Below are 16,370 nucleotides of genomic sequence, written 5' to 3' on the forward strand. Positions count from 1 at the left end.
TTGAAAGAAAAGCAATTTTGGAATCGTATTTTAGAATTTGCTCAAGAAAGATTGACGCGATCTATGTATGATTTCTATGCTACACCTGCTGAACTCATCAAAGTAGAAGAAAATACAGCTACTATATTTCTACCGAGAACAGAGATGGAAATGGTATGGGAAAAGCAATTAAAAGATATTATTATTGCTGCTGGTTTTGAAATTTATGATTCTGAAATCAAACCTCACTATATTTTCACTAAACCTCAGAGTACAGAATCTCCTCAAGTAAATGATACAAATAGTGTCTCTACTTACGATTATACACCTGCACTACCAACGATTCCCTATTCTGAAACGGGATTAAAAGAAAAATATACCTTTGATAACTTTATTCAAGGTGATGGAAATGTTTGGGCGGTGTCCGCTGCGTTAGCTGTATCAGAAGATTTAGCTCTAACCTACAATCCTCTTTTCATCTATGGAGGACCTGGGCTTGGAAAGACTCACTTACTTAATGCGATTGGAAATGAGATTTTGAAGAATATTCCTGATGCGCGTGTCAAGTACATTCCTGCTGAAAGCTTTATCAATGACTTTCTTGAACACTTGCGACTTGGGGAAATGGAAAAGTTCAAAAAGACTTACCGTAGTCTTGATCTCTTATTGATCGATGATATCCAATCTCTCAGTGGCAAAAAAGTCGCAACCCAGGAAGAATTTTTCAATACCTTCAATGCTCTTCATGATAAGCAGAAACAGATTGTCCTAACCAGTGATCGTAGCCCTAAACACCTAGAAGGCCTTGAAGAGAGACTTGTCACGCGCTTTAGCTGGGGATTAACACAAAATATCACCCCTCCTGACTTTGAAACACGTATCGCCATTCTTCAAAGTAAAACAGAGCATTTAGATTACCATTTCCAAAGCGATACCCTAGAATACCTAGCTGGCCAATTTGACTCAAATGTTCGAGAATTGGAAGGAGCAATCAACGATATCACTTTAATTGCCAGAGTCAAGAAGATTAAGGATATAACTATTGATATCGCTGCAGAGGCTATCAGAGCACGTAAACAAGATGCCCGCCAGATGCTTGTTATTCCAATTGAAAAAATCCAAACTGAAGTTGGTAATTTTTATGGAGTGAGTGTCAAAGAAATGAAGGGGACGAGACGAGTTCAAAACATCGTTTTGGCGCGTCAAGTTGCTATGTATCTAGCTAGAGAACTGACAGATAATAGTCTTCCTAAAATCGGAAAAGAATTCGGCGGAAAGGATCATACTACCGTGATTCATGCTCATGCTAAAATAAAATCATTGATTGACGAAGACGATAATTTACGTTTAGAAGTAGAATCAATCAAAAAGAAAATTAAGTAGCTTGTGGATAACTCTCACTTTCCTATCTTTTTTATCCACATTTTTTAAACAAGCTAGGAATCTTGAATTTACTAAATAGAAATCAGTTTTCCACAGAATTCACAGACTCTATTATTACTATTAACTTTCTAATACTAAGAATAAATAAAGGAGAATCCATGATTCATTTTTCAATTAATAAAAATTTATTTCTACAAGCCTTAAATACCACAAAACGAGCAATTAGCTCTAAAAATGCTATTCCAATTTTATCAACAATCAAAATTGATGTTACCAATGAAGGAATTACTTTAATTGGATCAAATGGGCAAATCTCCATTGAAAATTTCATTTCTCAAAAGAATGAAGATGCTGGTCTTTTAATTACTTCCTTAGGTTCGATTCTTCTTGAAGCCTCTTTCTTTATCAATGTTGTATCCAGTCTTCCAGATGTAACCCTTGATTTCAAAGAGATTGAACAAAAACAAATTGTCTTAACAAGTGGCAAATCAGAAATCACTCTAAAAGGAAAAGATAGCGAACAATACCCACGCATCCAAGAAATTTCAGCAAGCACACCTTTGGTTCTTGAAACCAAACTACTCAAGAAAATTATCAATGAAACAGCTTTTGCTGCAAGTACGCAAGAAAGTCGTCCAATTTTGACTGGTGTCCATTTTGTTTTGAGCAATCACAAGGAACTAAAGACAGTTGCAACAGACTCTCATCGCCTTAGCCAGAAAAAATTGACTCTTGAAAAAAATGGTGATGATTTTGATGTGGTGATTCCTAGTCGCTCTCTACGCGAATTTTCAGCTGTATTTACGGATGATATTGAAAATGTGGAGATTTTCTTTGCAAATAATCAAATCCTCTTTAGAAGTGAAAATATTAGCTTCTACACTCGTCTCCTAGAAGGAAACTATCCTGATACAGATCGTTTGATTCCAACTGACTTTAATACGACAGTAACTTTTGATGTTGTCAACTTGCGTCATTCAATGGAACGTGCTCGTCTCTTATCAAGTGCGACTCAAAATGGTACTGTGAAGCTTGAAATTAAAGGTGGTGTTGTTAGCGCCCATGTTCATTCTCCTGAAGTTGGTAAAGTAAACGAAGAAATCGATACTGAGCAGGTTACTGGGAATGATTTGACTATTAGTTTCAACCCGACTTACTTGATTGATTCCCTCAAGGCTTTAAATAGCGAAAAAGTAACTATCAGCTTTATCTCAGCTGTTCGTCCATTCACTCTTGTTCCAGCAGATACTGATGAAGACTTCATGCAGCTCATTACTCCAGTTCGTACAAATTAAGTGAAAGAGGTTGAGCCTAGCTCGCCTCTTTTATGATATAATCGAAAAAGAAAAGGAGAGTAGTATGTATCAAGTTGGAAATTTTGTTGAAATGAAAAAGCCACATGCTTGTACCATTAAATCAACTGGTAAAAAAGCCAATCGTTGGGAAATTACACGTGTTGGGGCAGATATCAAAATCAAATGTAGCAATTGCGACCACCTTGTTATGATGAGCCGCCATGATTTTGAACGAAAAATGAATAAGATTATTGACTAAGAACCCTTAGTTAGAGAGTTAGCAAGTTTTCCCTTTTTGTGTTATAATGTTAGGGATTGAAATGAGAACGGAGAATGAGAAACTATGGCTTTAACAGCAGGTATCGTTGGTTTGCCAAACGTTGGTAAATCAACCCTTTTTAATGCAATTACAAAAGCAGGAGCAGAGGCAGCAAACTACCCATTTGCGACTATTGATCCAAACGTTGGAATGGTAGAAGTTCCAGATGAACGCCTACAAAAACTAACTGAAATGATTACTCCTAAAAAGACAGTCCCAACAACTTTTGAATTTACAGATATTGCAGGAATTGTAAAAGGCGCATCAAAAGGAGAAGGTCTAGGGAATAAATTTTTGGCCAACATCCGTGAAGTAGATGCGATTGTTCATGTTGTGCGTGCATTTGATGATGAAAATGTTATGCGCGAGCAAGGACGTGAAGACGCCTTTGTGGATCCACTTGCAGATATTGATACCATTAACTTGGAGTTGATTCTTGCTGACCTAGAGTCAGTAAATAAACGCTATGCGCGTGTAGAAAAGATGGCGCGTACGCAAAAAGATAAAGAATCAGTAGCAGAGTTTAATGTCCTTCAAAAAATTAAACCAGTCCTTGAAGATGGAAAATCAGCACGTACCATTGAATTCACAGATGAAGAACAAAAAGTAGTCAAAGGTCTCTTCCTTTTGACGACTAAACCAGTTCTTTATGTTGCTAATGTAGATGAGGATGTCGTTTCAGATCCAGACTCTATCGACTATGTCAAACAAATTCGTGAATTTGCAGCGACAGAGAATGCTGAAGTAGTAGTTATTTCCGCGCGTGCTGAAGAAGAAATTTCTGAGTTAGATGATGAAGATAAGCAAGAGTTTCTTGAAGCACTTGGTTTGACAGAATCAGGTGTTGATAAATTGACTCGAGCTGCTTACCACTTGCTTGGACTTGGAACTTACTTTACAGCTGGTGAAAAAGAAGTCCGTGCTTGGACCTTTAAGCGTGGTATGAAAGCTCCTCAAGCTGCTGGTATCATCCACTCTGACTTCGAAAAAGGATTTATCCGTGCAGTAACCATGTCTTATGATGATTTGGTGAAATACGGATCTGAAAAGGCTGTAAAAGAAGCTGGGCGCTTGCGTGAAGAAGGAAAAGAATATGTCGTTCAAGATGGCGATATCATGGAATTCCGCTTTAATGTCTAATAACATTTAACAAATAGTGTCAATTAGGTTGGAAAAAAATTCCAACCCTTTTGGCTTTTGAAAGGAAAATAAATGACTAAATTACTTGTTGGATTAGGAAATCCAGGGGATAAATATTTTGAAACCAAGCACAATGTTGGCTTTATGTTGATTGACCAATTAGCTAAAAAACAAAATGTCACTTTTACACACGATAAGATATTTCAAGCTGACCTAGCATCTTTTTTCCTCAATGGAGAAAAAATTTATCTTGTCAAACCTACGACCTTTATGAACGAAAGTGGAAAAGCGGTTCATGCTTTATTGACTTACTATGGTTTGGATATTGAAGACTTACTGGTTATTTACGATGACCTTGACATGGAAGTTGGAAAAATTCGCTTAAGAGCTAAGGGATCAGCAGGTGGTCATAATGGGATCAAATCTATTATTCAACATATAGGTACTCAGATCTTTAACCGTGTTAAAATAGGTATCGGAAGACCTAAAAAAGGAATGTCAGTGGTTCACCATGTTTTAAGTAAGTTTGATCAGGATGACTATGTAGGTATTTTACAGTCAATTGACAAGGTTGACAAAGCTGTAAACTACTATTTACAAGAGAAAAACTTTGAAAAAACAATGCAGAGGTATAATGGATAAATGGTGACTTTATTAGATTTATTCTCAGAAAATAATCAGATAGAAAAATGGCATCAAAATCTGACAGATAAGAAAAGACAACTAATACTAGGTCTGTCAACTTCTACCAAGGCTCTTGCAATTGCAAGCAGTCTAGAAAAAGAAAATAAGATTGTGTTACTGACTTCAACTTATGGAGAAGCAGAACGAATTATCAGTGATCTTCTTTCTCTCTTAGGAGAGGAACTTGTCTATCCATTTTTGGTTGATGACTCTCCTATGGTAGAGTTTTTGATGTCTTCGCAAGAAAAAATCATTTCGCGGGTTGAGGCCTTGCGTTTTTTGAGTGATCCGTCTAAGAAAGGGATTTTAGTTTGTAATATCGCAGCGAGTCGGTTAATTTTACCCTCTCCGACTAGATTTAAAGAAAGTACTATAAAAATTGCAGTTGGCGAAGAATATGACCAACGCGAGCTACTTCACCGGTTAAAGGAAATTGGATATCGAAAAGTTACTCAAGTACAGACACAAGGTGAGTTTAGTATTCGAGGAGATATTTTAGATATTTTTGAGATGTCTCAGTTAGAACCTTTCCGAATCGAGTTTTTTGGTGATGAAGTAGATGGAATTCGGACTTTCGAAGTAGAAACACAATTATCAAAAGAAAATCAAACAGAACTCACTATCTTTCCAGCTAGTGATATGCTTTTAAGAGAAAAGGATTATCGACAAGGTCAGTCAGCTTTGGAAAAGCAAATTTCGAAGACTCTATCACCGATTTTGAAATCCTATCTAGAAGAAATTTTGTCAAGTTTTCATCAAAAACAAGTACATTCAGATAGTCGAAAGTTTTTATCTTTATGTTACCATAAAACATGGACTATATCTGATTATATTGAAAAAGATACACCAGTATTCTTTGATGATTATCAAAAATTGATGAATCAGTATGAAGCATTTGAAAGAGAATTAGCACAATACTTTACAGAAGATTTACAGAATGGTAAAGCATTTTCTGACATGCAGTATTTTGCAGATACAGAGCAAACCTATAAAAAACAAAGTCCAGTTACCTTTTTCTCAAATCTACAAAAAGGATTAGGAAATCTCAAATTTGATCACATTTATCAATTTAATCAATATCCTATGCAGGAGTTTTTCAATCAATTTTCTTTTCTTAAAGAAGAAATTGAGCGATATAAAAAAATGGACTACACTATTATCTTGCAGTCTAGCAATTCAATGGGAAGTAAAACATTGGAGGATGTTTTAGAGGAATACCAGATTAAATTGGATTACAGAGATAAGTCAAGTATCTGTAAAGAATCTGTAAACTTGATTGAGGGTAATCTAAGACATGGTTTTCATTTTGTAGATGAAAAAATTCTCTTGATCACTGAACATGAGATTTTTCAAAAGAAATTAAAACGTCGTTTTAGAAGACAACATGCGTCAAATGCAGAGCGATTAAAAGATTATAATGAACTTGAAAAAGGGGACTACGTTGTTCACCATATTCATGGAATTGGTCAATATCTAGGCATTGAAACAATTGAAATCAAAGGGATTCACCGTGATTATGTCAGTGTTCAATATCAAAATGGGGATCAAATCTCCATCCCAGTTGAGCAGATTCAGTTACTGTCAAAATATGTTTCAAGTGACGGTAAAGCGCCAAAACTTAATAAATTAAATGATGGTCATTTTAAAAAGGCCAAGCAAAAAGTTAAGAACCAGGTAGAGGATATAGCTGACGATTTAATCAAGCTTTATTCTGAGCGTAGTCAGTTGAAGGGGTTTGCTTTCTCAGCTGATGATGATGAGCAACATGCTTTTGATGATGCTTTCCCTTATATTGAAACGGATGATCAACTTCGTAGTATTGAGGAAATTAAGAGAGATATGCAGGATTCTCATCCCATGGATCGACTTTTAGTTGGGGATGTTGGCTTTGGGAAGACTGAGGTTGCAATGCGAGCTGCTTTTAAGGCGGTCAATGATCATAAACAAGTTGTCGTTCTAGTTCCGACGACGGTTTTAGCGCAACAACACTATACAAATTTTAAAGAGAGATTCCAAAATTTTGCTGTTAATATTGATGTGTTGAGTCGTTTTAGAAGTAAAAAAGAGCAGGCAGAGACACTTGAAAAATTAAAGAATGGTCAAGTCGATATTTTGATTGGAACGCATCGTGTTTTGTCAAAAGATGTTGTGTTTTCAGATTTGGGATTGATGATTATTGATGAAGAGCAACGATTTGGTGTCAAGCATAAGGAAACGTTGAAAGAACTGAAGAAACAAGTGGATGTCTTAACCTTGACAGCAACTCCAATACCTCGTACTCTTCATATGTCTATGTTGGGAATCCGAGATTTGTCTGTTATTGAAACACCTCCGACCAATCGTTATCCAGTGCAAACCTATGTTTTGGAAAAGAATGATAGTGTGATTCGTGATGCAGTCTTGCGTGAAATGGAGCGTGGAGGTCAAGTTTACTATCTTTACAACAAAGTTGACACTATTGATCGGAAGGTTTCAGAATTACAGGAGTTGATTCCAGAAGCTTCGATTGGGTTTGTTCATGGACAAATGAGTGAAATTCAGTTAGAAAACACTCTATTGGACTTTATTGAAGGTCAATATGATATTTTGGTGACAACTACTATTATTGAAACAGGTGTTGATATTCCAAACGCCAATACCCTGTTTATTGAAAATGCAGATCATATGGGCTTGTCAACCTTGTATCAATTAAGAGGAAGAGTTGGTCGTAGTAATCGCATTGCTTATGCCTATCTCATGTATCGTCCAGAAAAATCAATCAGTGAAGTCTCTGAAAAGAGATTAGAAGCAATCAAAGGATTTACAGAATTGGGATCTGGATTTAAGATTGCGATGCGAGATCTTTCTATCCGTGGGGCAGGAAACCTCTTAGGAAAATCCCAATCAGGTTTCATTGATTCTGTTGGTTTTGAATTGTATTCACAGTTATTAGAGGAAGCTATTGCTAAACGCAATGGCACTGAGAACACAAGAAATAAAGGAAATGCTGAGTTGATTTTACAAATTGATGCTTATCTTCCTGATACTTATATTTCTGACCAACGACATAAGATTGAAATTTACAAGAAAATTCGTCAAATTGACAACCGTGTCAACTATGAAGAACTACAAGAAGAGTTGATGGACCGCTTTGGAGAATACCCAGATGTAGTAGCCTACCTTTTAGAGATTGGTTTGGTCAAATCATACTTGGATAAGGTATTTGTAGAACGTGTGGAAAGAAAAGACAATAAGATTACAGTTCAATTTGAAAAAATCACTCAACGATTGTTTTTGGCTCAAGATTACTTTAAATCCCTATCTGCAACCAATTTAAAAGCAGCTATAGCGGAGAATAGAGGATTAATGGAAGTTGTATTTGATGTCCGAAACAAGAAGGATTATGAAATTTTAGAAGGGCTGATGATTTTTGGAGAAAGTTTATTAGAGATAAAAGAATCAAAGGAAGCTAATTCTCTTTGACGTTTTTCTTCTATAAAAGGGATAAAAATGGTACAATAATAATTTGAGGTAATAAAAATGAGATTAGACAAGTATTTAAAAGTATCACGAATTATTAAGCGCCGCACAGTCGCAAAGGAAGTAGCAGATAAAGGTAGAATCAAGGTAAATGGAATTTTGGCCAAAAGTTCAACAGATTTGAAAGTTGATGACCAAGTTGAAATTCGCTTTGGAAATAAGTTGTTGCTTGTAAAAGTACTGGAGATGAAAGATAGTACAAAAAAAGAAGATGCAGCAGGCATGTATGAAATTATCAGTGAAACACGGGTAGAAGAAAATGTCTAAAAATATTGTACAAATGAATAATCCTTTTATTCAAAATGAACACCAACGTCGTCGCTACCTGATGAAGGAAAGACAAAAGAGGAATCGCTTTATGGGTTGGGTTCTTATTTTGATGATTTTATTGTTTATTTTACCGACCTATAATCTGGCCCAAAGCTATAATCAGTTACTGCAACGTCGTCAGCAATTGACAGAGTTGAAAGAACAGTATCAAACTCTCAGTGATGAAAAGGATAAGGAATCCGCTTTTGCTGCAAAGTTGAAAGATGAAGACTATGTAGCAAAATATGCACGCGCCAAGTACTATTACTCAAAGAAACGAGAAGCGATTTACACAATTCCTGATTTGCTTCCGAGGTAATGTCATGGAAAATTTATTAGAAGTTGTTGAGCAGTTTCTAAGTTTATCAGATGAAAAACTAGAAGAATTAGCAGCTAAAAATCATTTATTACGATTACAAGAAGAAAGGGAAGAGAAGAATGCGTAAGTTCTTAGTAGTTTTATTGCTACCTGCTTTTATCATAACCTCAAGAGTAGTTAGCACAGAAAAACAGCTTCCTTACTCTTCACAAGAAATTTATTATCTAACCGAGTCTGATTATGGATTCTACTATAAAGAAACTCTGGAATCCCCAATGGTATATGGAGAAACAGCTGTCTATGCTAATGAGGAACTTGTCAAGGAGTCTGGTAAATTGACTCCTGGAACCACCTTTAAAATAGTAGAGTGGCGTTTGAATAGACAAGGTGTTCCTGTTTTTAAATTAGATAATCACCAGTTTATCCTTGCAGATAAGCGGTTGGTCTATGATCAAAGTCAAGTTCAAACTCAAAATAGACAAGTATGGTTGGAACCGGGGTTTGTTATCTATAACAGCCCTTATGGCACTAAAGAAATTTCTTCTACCCTCTCCCCCTATCAACACGTACTAGTGGATAGAACCCTCTTTGCTGAGGGACAAGAATTTCTTCATATTGATCAAGTTGGGTGGGTATCAAAAGGGTTCGTCTCAGAAGAAGACAATCGCATCCAGAAGGTTCAAGAAGTTTTATCAAACAACTATCAGAATGAAAATTATTCTATTTATGTTAAACAACTGAGTACAGGTAAAGAGGCTGGGGTGAATGAAGACAGCAAACTCTATGCAGCTAGCATCTTGAAACTGGCCTATCTTTATTATGCTCAAGATAAGATAAATCAAGGGGAATATACGCTAGAAAGTAGCTTCAAGTATATCCCAGAAGTAAATAGTTTCCCTGGTTCCTATAAACCAGAAGGTAGTGGTAGTTTACCTAAAAAAGAAGACAGCAAAGATTACAGTCTTCAACAGTTAATTACCAAGGTAACAAAAGAGTCTGATAATGTTGCTCATAATATTTTAGGTTATTATGTGACCAATCAGTCTGACGGGGCTTTCAAAGAAAAAATGTCCACTATTATGGGTGAAGATTGGGATGTGAATGACAAATTGACTTCTTCAAAAATGGCTGGAAAAGTCATGGAAGCTATTTATAATCAGAATGGTTTTGTCTTAGAGTCTATGAGTAAGACTGATTTTGACAACCAAAGAATCGCAAAAGGAGTTTCGGTTAAGCTAGCTCATAAAATTGGAGATGCCGATGAGTTTAAACATGACACTGCCATTGTCTATACTGATTCTCCTTTCGTTCTTTCTATTTTCACCAAAAATTCTGATTATGACACCATTTCTAAGATAGCCAAGGATGTCTATGAGGTTCTAAAATGAGGGAACAGGATTTTTTAAATCATTTTCTCCGAAAAGAGTATTTTAAAAAACATTCTAAAGTCCTATTGGCTCTGTCTGGTGGACTGGATTCGATGTTTTTATTTCATCTATTGTCTACTTATCAAAATGAGTTGGGAATTGAGTTGATTTTAGCACATGTCAATCACAAGCAGAGAAGTGAGTCTGACTGGGAGGAAAATGAACTAAGGAAGTTAGCTGATGCAGCTGAACTTCCTATTTATATTACAAGCTTTTCAGGAGACTTTTCAGAAGCGCGTGCTCGAGAGTTTCGTTATGATTTTTTTAGGAAAATCATGAAAGAAGTTGGAGCGACTGCCTTGGTTACTGCCCACCATGCAGATGATCAAGTTGAAACGATTTTGATGCGCTTGATTCGTGGAAGTCGGTTACGTCATTTAATAGGAATAAAAGAAAGTCAAGTAGTTGATAATATTGAAATCATCCGTCCCTTGTTGCATTTTCATAAAAAGGATTTTCCACCAATTGCTCATTTCGAAGATCAAACAAATCAGGAAAGTACCTATTTTCGCAATCGCATTCGAAATAAGTATTTACCAGAACTTGAAAAAGAAAATCCCCGTCTTAGATCTGCTCTTTTAAATCTAGGAAGTGAGATTTCAGATTACCAAGCAGCCATAACGGAGCTTTCTGAACAGATTGATGTAGAAGATTTGAATGAGCTCTTTTCATACTCAAAACAAACTCAAGGGGTCTTGCTCCAGAACTATCTCAATCAATTCCCAGACTTAAATCTTACGAAGTCTCAGTTTGATGAAGTTCGACAGATTTTAGCAAGGAAAAGCCAGTATCGTTATCCATTGAAAAATGGCTATGAATTGATAAAAGAGTATCAGAATTTTCGAGTTTGCAAAATCAGTCCTCAGGCTGATGAAAAGGAAGATGAACTTGTGTTACACTATCAAAATCAAGTTCGACATAAGGGCTATTTATTTTCCTTTGGTATTCCTATTGAAGGAGATGTTGTTCAAAAAATAAATGTTTCACGAGAAACCTCAATACGGATTAGAGGTCGAAAACCTGGTGATGTTATTAGGCTGAATGGTCATCGAAAGAAACTGAGACGCTTGTTTATAGATTTGAAAATCCCTATTGAAAAACGAAAAACAGCTCCTATTATTGAGCAATTTGGAGAAATTGTCTCAATTTTAGGAATTGCGACCAGTGATTTGAGTAAAAACACGAAAAATGATATAATGAACACTGTACTTTATATAGAAAAAATAGATAGGTAAAAAGATGTTAGAACACGATATTAAAAAAATCCTCGTTTCACATGATGAAATTACAGAAGCAGCTAAAAAGCTAGGTGAACAACTAACCAAAGACTATGAGGGGAAAAATCCAATTCTTATTGGAATTTTGAAAGGATCGATTCCTTTTATGGCTGAATTGGTTAAGCATATTGATACACATATTGAGATGGACTTCATGATGGTATCTAGCTACCATGGTGGAACTGCAAGTAGTGGTGTAATCAATATCAAGCAAGACGTAACTCAAGATATCAAAGGAAGACATGTTTTATTTGTAGAGGATATCATCGATACAGGTCAAACTTTGAAGAATTTGCGAGATATGTTTATTGAAAGAGAAGCAGCTTCTGTTAAAATCGCGACTTTGTTGGACAAACCAGAGGGACGTGTTGTTGAAATTGAGGCAGATTATACTTGCTTTACTATTCCAAATGAGTTTGTAGTAGGTTATGGTCTAGATTATAAAGAGAATTATCGTAACCTTCCTTATGTCGGAGTATTGAAAGAAGAAGTTTATTCAAATTAGAAAGATCTATCTTTAATGAAAAAACAAAATAACGGTTTAGTTAGAAATCCATTTTTATACTTGTTAATTATCTTCTTCCTTGTAACAGGATTCCAGTATTTTTATTCTGGAAATACTGCGGGACGAAGCGAAAAAATTAACTATACAGAATTGGTAAAAGAAATTACAGCAGACAATGTAAAAGAATTAACCTATCAGCCGAATGGTAGCATTATTGAGGTGTCTGGTGTTTATAAAAATCCTAAAACTAGTAAAGAAGAAACAGGAATTCAATTTTTCACTCCTGCTGCTACAACAGTAGAAAGATTCTCAAGTACCATTCTTCCGTCTGATTCAACAGTTGCAGAATTGCAAAAACTTGCTTCTGAACATAAGGCAGAGGTAACGGTTAAACATGAGAGTTCAAGTGGTATGTGGATCAATATCCTTGTCTCTGTTGTGCCATTTGCTATTCTCTTCTTCTTCCTATTCTCTATGATGGGAAATATGGGAGGAAACAATAGTAGAAATCCAATGAGTTTTGGACGTAGCAAGGCCAAGGCTGCTAACAAAGAAGATATCAAGGTACGATTTTCAGATGTTGCAGGTGCCGAGGAAGAAAAACAAGAATTAGTAGAAGTTGTTGAATTCCTAAAAGATCCAAAACGATTTACCAAACTTGGCGCGCGTATTCCTGCGGGTGTTCTTTTAGAGGGACCTCCGGGAACAGGTAAGACTTTGCTTGCTAAGGCGGTTGCTGGAGAAGCAGGTGTTCCATTCTTTAGCATCTCAGGATCAGACTTTGTAGAAATGTTTGTCGGAGTTGGTGCAAGTCGTGTTCGTTCTCTTTTTGAGGATGCTAAAAAAGCAGCACCAGCCATTATCTTTATCGATGAAATTGATGCTGTTGGTCGCCAACGTGGTGTCGGCCTCGGTGGAGGAAATGATGAACGTGAGCAAACCTTGAACCAGCTCTTAATTGAAATGGATGGTTTTGAGGGTAATGAAGGAATTATTGTTATCGCTGCGACAAACCGTTCAGATGTTCTTGATCCAGCTCTTCTCCGCCCAGGACGTTTTGATAGAAAAGTCTTGGTTGGTCGCCCTGATGTTAAAGGTCGTGAAGCAATCTTGAAAGTTCACGCTAAAAATAAACCTCTAGCAGAAGATGTTGATTTGAAATTAGTTGCCCAACAAACTCCAGGTTTTGTGGGAGCTGACTTGGAAAATGTTCTAAATGAGGCAGCCTTGGTTGCAGCCCGTCGCAACAAGTCAGTTATTGATGCTTCAGATATTGATGAGGCAGAGGACAGAGTGATTGCTGGACCGTCTAAGAAAGATAAAACAGTATCACAAAGAGAACGTGAATTGGTTGCCTACCACGAGGCTGGACATACCATTGTTGGTTTAGTCTTGTCGAATGCCCGTGTTGTTCATAAAGTGACTATCGTACCACGTGGACGTGCAGGCGGATACATGATTGCACTTCCTAAAGAAGACCAAATGCTTCTTTCTAAAGAAGATATGAAAGAGCAATTAGCAGGTTTGATGGGAGGTCGTGTTGCTGAGGAAATTATCTTTAATGTCCAAACGACAGGAGCTTCAAATGACTTTGAACAAGCTACACAGATGGCGCGTGCAATGGTCACTGAATACGGTATGAGTGAAAAACTAGGTCCAGTTCAATATGAGGGCAATCATGCTATGTTTGGTGCACAAAGTCCTCAAAAATCAATTTCAGAACAAACAGCCTATGAAATTGATGAGGAAGTTCGTTCATTATTAAATGAGGCACGAAACAAAGCTGCTGAAATTATCCAATCAAATCGTGAAACTCATAAGTTGATTGCAGAAGCATTGTTGAAATACGAAACATTGGATAGTACACAGATTAAATCTCTTTACGAAACAGGAAAAATGCCTGAGACTGTAGAAGAGGAATCTCACGCCCTATCTTATGATGAAGTAAAATCAAAAATGAGTGAAGAAAAATAAATTTAGAGAGGTTCAACCTCTCTTTTTATGTTCTAATGTGAAGGTTACCGAGCAGATGCCCTGATAGTTGCCCCTCCTCATACAGGCTTAGATGATAAGCTATTGGATACCATTCTGACCTATGTTCCAGAAAAAATGGTCTATGTATCTTGTAATGTTTCAACATTAGCACGAGATTTGGTTAAAATAGTAACTGTCTATGATCTGCAGTATATCCAGTCGGTCGATATGTTTCCTCGCACTGCACGAACAGAAGAAGTGGTTAAGTTAGTGAAGAAAAATTAAATTCACTGGGAAAAGTTCTTGACAAAGGGAGAAAAGTAGGTATAATAGAAAGAGTCGAAAAGCTCAGGTCCGTTGGTCAAGGGGTTAAGACACCGCCTTTTCACGGCGGTAACACGGGTTCGAATCCCGTACGGACTATGGGTATATTGTGGTTAGAAAAAACTTGGAAAAAAGTTTAAAAAACTTGTTGACAGAGAGAGCTAGCTGTGATATACTAATATAGTTGTCGCTCATGAGAGAAGTGAGAGACAAAGACCTTTGAAAACTGAACAAGACGAACCAATGTGCAGGGCACTATAACTGAAGTTATAGTACTGAACAATGAAAAAAACAATAAATCTGTCAGTGACAGAAATGAGTGAGAACTCAAACTTTTAATGAGAGTTTGATCCTGGCTCAGGACGAACGCTGGCGGCGTGCCTAATACATGCAAGTAGAACGCTGAAGGAGGAGCTTGCTTCTCTGGATGAGTTGCGAACGGGTGAGTAACGCGTAGGTAACCTGCCTGGTAGCGGGGGATAACTATTGGAAACGATAGCTAATACCGCATAAAATTGATTATTGCATGATAGTCAATTAAAAGGTGCAATTGCATCACTACCAGATGGACCTGCGTTGTATTAGCTAGTTGGTGGGGTAACGGCTCACCAAGGCAACGATACATAGCCGACCTGAGAGGGTGATCGGCCACACTGGGACTGAGACACGGCCCAGACTCCTACGGGAGGCAGCAGTAGGGAATCTTCGGCAATGGACGGAAGTCTGACCGAGCAACGCCGCGTGAGTGAAGAAGGTTTTCGGATCGTAAAGCTCTGTTGTAAGAGAAGAACGAGTGTGAGAGTGGAAAGTTCACACTGTGACGGTATCTTACCAGAAAGGGACGGCTAACTACGTGCCAGCAGCCGCGGTAATACGTAGGTCCCGAGCGTTGTCCGGATTTATTGGGCGTAAAGCGAGCGCAGGCGGTTAGATAAGTCTGAAGTTAAAGGCTGTGGCTTAACCATAGTACGCTTTGGAAACTGTTTAACTTGAGTGCAAGAGGGGAGAGTGGAATTCCATGTGTAGCGGTGAAATGCGTAGATATATGGAGGAACACCGGTGGCGAAAGCGGCTCTCTGGCTTGTAACTGACGCTGAGGCTCGAAAGCGTGGGGAGCAAACAGGATTAGATACCCTGGTAGTCCACGCCGTAAACGATGAGTGCTAGGTGTTAGACCCTTTCCGGGGTTTAGTGCCGCAGCTAACGCATTAAGCACTCCGCCTGGGGAGTACGACCGCAAGGTTGAAACTCAAAGGAATTGACGGGGGCCCGCACAAGCGGTGGAGCATGTGGTTTAATTCGAAGCAACGCGAAGAACCTTACCAGGTCTTGACATCCCTCTGACCGCTCTAGAGATAGAGTTTTCCTTCGGGACAGAGGTGACAGGTGGTGCATGGTTGTCGTCAGCTCGTGTCGTGAGATGTTGGGTTAAGTCCCGCAACGAGCGCAACCCCTATTGTTAGTTGCCATCATTCAGTTGGGCACTCTAGCGAGACTGCCGGTAATAAACCGGAGGAAGGTGGGGATGACGTCAAATCATCATGCCCCTTATGACCTGGGCTACACACGTGCTACAATGGCTGGTACAACGAGTCGCAAGCCGGTGACGGCAAGCTAATCTCTTAAAGCCAGTCTCAGTTCGGATTGTAGGCTGCAACTCGCCTACATGAAGTCGGAATCGCTAGTAATCGCGGATCAGCACGCCGCGGTGAATACGTTCCCGGGCCTTGTACACACCGCCCGTCACACCACGAGAGTTTGTAACACCCGAAGTCGGTGAGGTAACCTTTTAGGAGCCAGCCGCCTAAGGTGGGATAGATGATTGGGGTGAAGTCGTAACAAGGTAGCCGTATCGGAAGGTGCGGCTGGATCACCTCCTTTCTAAGGATAAGGAACTGCACATTGGTCTTGTTTAG

The 16,370-nt window shown here is 38.0% G+C and carries 13 protein-coding genes, 1 tRNA gene, 1 rRNA gene and 1 pseudogene; all 16 read left to right on the top strand.

Annotation, left to right across the window (positions count from 1 at the left end; genetic code table 11):
- A partial coding sequence (gene dnaA / locus SNAG_RS00005; protein ID WP_231906640.1) for a chromosomal replication initiator protein DnaA occupies positions 1 to 1,362 on the top strand: 1,362 nt, incomplete at its 5' end.
- A 158-nt stretch (positions 1,363 to 1,520) separates the two neighbouring features.
- A complete protein-coding gene (gene dnaN, locus SNAG_RS00010) occupies positions 1,521 to 2,657 on the top strand; it encodes a DNA polymerase III subunit beta (RefSeq protein WP_096405647.1) in 1,137 nt (378 codons plus the stop codon).
- 64 nt (positions 2,658 to 2,721) lie between these two features.
- Positions 2,722 to 2,916: a DUF951 domain-containing protein gene (locus SNAG_RS00015; RefSeq protein WP_000285183.1), complete on the top strand. Its 195-nt coding sequence runs from the start codon at positions 2,722 to 2,724 to the stop codon at positions 2,914 to 2,916.
- Between the two features lie 84 nt (positions 2,917 to 3,000).
- A complete protein-coding gene (gene ychF, locus SNAG_RS00020) occupies positions 3,001 to 4,116 on the top strand; it encodes a redox-regulated ATPase YchF (protein WP_001218699.1) in 1,116 nt (371 codons plus the stop codon).
- 72 nt (positions 4,117 to 4,188) lie between these two features.
- Positions 4,189 to 4,758 (top strand): aminoacyl-tRNA hydrolase, encoded by a 570-nt coding sequence (gene pth / locus SNAG_RS00025; protein ID WP_096405649.1) that lies wholly within the window; start codon positions 4,189 to 4,191, stop codon positions 4,756 to 4,758.
- Positions 4,759 to 8,262 carry a transcription-repair coupling factor gene (gene mfd, locus SNAG_RS00030; protein ID WP_096405651.1) on the top strand — a complete coding sequence of 1,168 codons (3,504 nt, stop codon included), beginning with the start codon at positions 4,759 to 4,761 and terminating at the stop codon, positions 8,260 to 8,262.
- A gap of 57 nt (positions 8,263 to 8,319) precedes the next feature.
- Complete coding sequence (locus SNAG_RS00035) at positions 8,320 to 8,586, top strand: RNA-binding S4 domain-containing protein (RefSeq protein WP_001234973.1); 267 nt, start codon at positions 8,320 to 8,322, stop codon at positions 8,584 to 8,586.
- Positions 8,579 to 8,947 (top strand): septum formation initiator family protein, encoded by a 369-nt coding sequence (locus tag SNAG_RS00040; RefSeq protein ID WP_000041917.1) that lies wholly within the window; start codon positions 8,579 to 8,581, stop codon positions 8,945 to 8,947. Before SNAG_RS00035 ends, SNAG_RS00040 begins: the two co-directional genes overlap by 8 nt.
- 4 nt (positions 8,948 to 8,951) lie before the next feature.
- A complete protein-coding gene (locus SNAG_RS09945; RefSeq protein WP_000429343.1) occupies positions 8,952 to 9,074 on the top strand; it encodes an SP_0009 family protein in 123 nt (40 codons plus the stop codon).
- Complete coding sequence (locus SNAG_RS00045) at positions 9,067 to 10,335, top strand: serine hydrolase (protein ID WP_096405653.1); 1,269 nt, start codon at positions 9,067 to 9,069, stop codon at positions 10,333 to 10,335. The genes SNAG_RS09945 and SNAG_RS00045 overlap by 8 nt, the downstream gene beginning before the upstream one ends.
- Positions 10,332 to 11,609, top strand: coding sequence for a tRNA lysidine(34) synthetase TilS (gene tilS / locus SNAG_RS00050; protein ID WP_096405655.1), 1,278 nt, complete (start codon positions 10,332 to 10,334; stop codon positions 11,607 to 11,609). The genes SNAG_RS00045 and tilS overlap by 4 nt, the downstream gene beginning before the upstream one ends.
- A gap of 4 nt (positions 11,610 to 11,613) precedes the next feature.
- The gene (gene hpt, locus SNAG_RS00055) at positions 11,614 to 12,156 is read left to right on the top strand and encodes a hypoxanthine phosphoribosyltransferase (protein WP_096405657.1); all 543 of its coding nucleotides are present in this window, start codon (positions 11,614 to 11,616) and stop codon (positions 12,154 to 12,156) included.
- 15 nt (positions 12,157 to 12,171) lie between these two features.
- On the top strand, positions 12,172 to 14,130 hold the full coding sequence (gene ftsH, locus SNAG_RS00060) for an ATP-dependent zinc metalloprotease FtsH (RefSeq protein WP_000744576.1): 1,959 nt from the start codon (positions 12,172 to 12,174) through the stop codon (positions 14,128 to 14,130).
- Positions 14,131 to 14,169: 39 nt separating this feature from the next.
- Positions 14,170 to 14,415: pseudogene (locus SNAG_RS00065) on the top strand (23S rRNA (uracil(1939)-C(5))-methyltransferase RlmD); the annotation flags it as partial.
- 66 nt (positions 14,416 to 14,481) lie between these two features.
- Positions 14,482 to 14,553, top strand: a tRNA-Glu gene (locus SNAG_RS00070).
- A 235-nt stretch (positions 14,554 to 14,788) separates the two neighbouring features.
- A 16S ribosomal RNA gene (locus SNAG_RS00075) occupies positions 14,789 to 16,335 on the top strand.
- Positions 16,336 to 16,370 lie beyond the last annotated feature (35 nt).

The sequence above is a fragment of the Streptococcus sp. NPS 308 genome (assembly GCF_002355895.1).
Taxonomy (GTDB): Bacteria; Bacillota; Bacilli; order Lactobacillales; family Streptococcaceae; genus Streptococcus.